This window comes from Vibrio sp. 704, from assembly GCF_033339295.1.
This window is the reverse complement of sequence record NZ_JAWOUH010000498.1, coordinates 1-672: the sequence shown is the minus strand read 5'-3', so window position 1 is coordinate 672 and position 672 is coordinate 1. Positions and strand designations below refer to the sequence as shown.

1 protein-coding gene is annotated in these 672 nt (G+C 41.7%); it reads right to left on the bottom strand.

Annotation, left to right across the window (positions count from 1 at the left end):
* A partial coding sequence (locus R7R24_RS27355; RefSeq protein WP_318120218.1) for a carbohydrate porin occupies positions 1-672 on the bottom strand: 672 nt, incomplete at both ends.

The window sequence follows — 672 nt, the reverse complement described above, 5'->3', positions numbered from 1 at the left end:
TTGTCCATATATTGGAGCACAAACTTGTTATACCCCAATGAAAAACTCTGGCTAAGTTCAGCAGTTAACATTAAACCGTTATCGAAGTTCTCAGCGGCGTCTTCTTGCTCATCCGTTGGGTTAACCATTGCATAGTCAACACCGAATTCAGTCCAGGAGCCTTCCCATGGGCTAAAGCCAGCGTAACGTAAATCTAAGAAGTAAGTATTCAAATCTCCGTAACTCGTTTTATTGCCAGTATCATCCCACTCGGCCAACTCATTATCTGCTCGAATAACCGCTGCTGAAATCGCACCGGTATTTAACTTGATGTTTTCGATACCCACACCGTAGCCAGAAATATTCCAGTATTTAGTGTCTATAATGTGGATATCATGACGTTGATAAAAGCGTTTACCAGCCCAGATAACGGCATCAGGAGAAGATGGGATATAGCCTTTAGCTTGAACATTTAACTGCTTAATACCAAAGTTGGCACTGTCATCTTTACTATTTTCAGACTCTAGGTTCCCGTCCGATGACATTTCAAACATACTTTCAAAATACATTGAACGACCATCTGCATTGAATAACTCTTGGCCTAATCCAATTTCCGAATAAGTGTCAAACTCATTACCCAAACGACCCAATGTCGTTTTGTAAAACTCATCTCCGCCCTTGGTACCGCCTCCA